We start from the raw sequence: 1,581 nt of genomic DNA on the forward strand, positions 1-1,581 counted from the left end.
GGTCCCGGCCCCGGCACCGCCCCGGGAAGCCGCCCCCGCCCGGGAAGCCGCCCCCGCCCGGGAAGCCGCCCCGCTCCGGAGACCCCTGCCCCGGAGACCCCCGCGCCGGAAAAACCTGCCCCGGCGGCGCCCGTCGTGCTCGCCGACCGGCTGGACGTCACCGTCGTCCGGGTCGGCGGCGCGGTGGCCAAGGCGCACGCGGCGGACACCGACCGGGCCGCGCTCGCCATACGGCTCGCCATCGCGGCACACCCCCGGACCCGGGGGATCCTGCTGCCGCCGTACGAATCCGCCGCCGGCCAGCGGTTCGCCCAGGGCCGGGCGGTGAGCGTATGGCCGTACGGGCGGCCGGTGGACACCGGGGAGCCCCGCGCCGCGCCCTGGGAGCAGGCCGCCGTCCTGCTCGCCCGGCTGCACGCCGTACCGCCCGGCGAGCTGTCCGGCCCGGTGCCGCCGATGCGCGGCCCCGCCAAGGCGGCCAGGGCGATGGCCCGGCTGCGCGGCGCCCCGGACACCGCCGCCGCACGGACCGTGCGGCTGGCCTGGCGCCGGCTGCCCGCCTGGGCCAGGGACGAGGCGCCGTACGAGGGCCGGGTCGCGCTGTGCCACGGGGATTGGCACCTGGGCCAGCTCGTACGCCACCCCGCGCCCGACGGCGACTGGCTGCTCATCGATGTGGACGACCTCGGGACCGGGGAGCCCGCCTGGGATCTGGCGCGGCCCGCGATGTGGTTCGCGGCCGGGCTGCTGGCGCCGGAGGCGTGGGCCCGCTTCCTCGGCGCGTACCAGGACGCGGGCGGCACCGCGGTGCCGGAAAGCGGTGATCCCTGGGCCCATCTCGACGTACCCGCAAGGACGTTGGCGGTGCAGAGTGCCGCGACCGCCGTCGCCAAGGCGGCCCGGGAGGAACGGGACTTGGACGACGGCGAGTGCGAACTCCTGGCCACCTGCGCCCGTATCGCCCAACTAAAGTGAACCCACCCGTTATTTGCGAGGAGTTGAACAATTCATGGTCTGTCCCAAGTGCCACGGCCTCATGCAGACGTACAACCGCAACGGCGTCCAGATCGAGCAGTGCGGCAATTGCCGTGGCATCTTCCTCGACTACGGGGAGTTGGAAGCGCTGACCCAGCTCGAAGGCCGCTGGACCCAACCCGCCCCGCCTCCGCAGACGTACCCGGCCGCCCAGGGCTACCCGCAGCCCGCGGCTCCGGTGTGGGCGGCTCCGTACGAGGGCGGCCACCACGAGCAGCACGGCGGGCACCACGGCCGCGGCGGCCGCGGCGGCTTCGCGCACATGCTCTTCTCGTCCTGAGGCCGGTGGCCGGTGGCCGACGGCCTGCGGCGCGCGGGCCCGGTGCCGGCGCGCCACAGAACAGCCGGCGGGGAGCAGCAAGCCCGGAGCAGTAGGCCCGGACACGCCGAAGGGCCGGAAGCCTCAGTCGCTTCCGGCCCTCGGTGGATCCGCGTGGACGATACTGGGATTGAACCAGTGACCTCTTCCGTGTCAGGGAAGCGCTCTCCCGCTGAGCTAATCGTCCTCGGTGGTGCGGGTGTCGCGTGCGCGATACTTGGGACTTG

Annotated in this window: 2 protein-coding genes and 1 tRNA gene; 2 read left to right on the forward strand and 1 reads right to left on the reverse strand. The window is 74.8% G+C overall.

Going from position 1 to position 1,581, the window contains the following annotated elements:
* Positions 1-135 precede the first annotated feature (135 nt).
* Positions 136-975, forward strand: a complete 840-nt coding sequence (locus GA0115240_RS14910; RefSeq protein ID WP_093737156.1) for a phosphotransferase family protein — start codon at positions 136-138, stop codon at positions 973-975.
* A 34-nt stretch (positions 976-1,009) separates the two neighbouring features.
* Positions 1,010-1,315 (forward strand): TFIIB-type zinc ribbon-containing protein, encoded by a 306-nt coding sequence (locus GA0115240_RS14915; protein ID WP_093737157.1) that lies wholly within the window; start codon positions 1,010-1,012, stop codon positions 1,313-1,315.
* A 154-nt stretch (positions 1,316-1,469) separates the two neighbouring features.
* On the opposite strand, the gene GA0115240_RS14920 is transcribed toward GA0115240_RS14915, so the two are convergent.
* Positions 1,470-1,541, reverse strand: a tRNA-Val gene (locus GA0115240_RS14920).
* Positions 1,542-1,581 lie beyond the last annotated feature (40 nt).

This window comes from Streptomyces sp. DvalAA-14, assembly GCF_900091855.1.
In the GTDB taxonomy this organism is placed as follows: domain Bacteria; phylum Actinomycetota; class Actinomycetes; order Streptomycetales; family Streptomycetaceae; genus Actinacidiphila.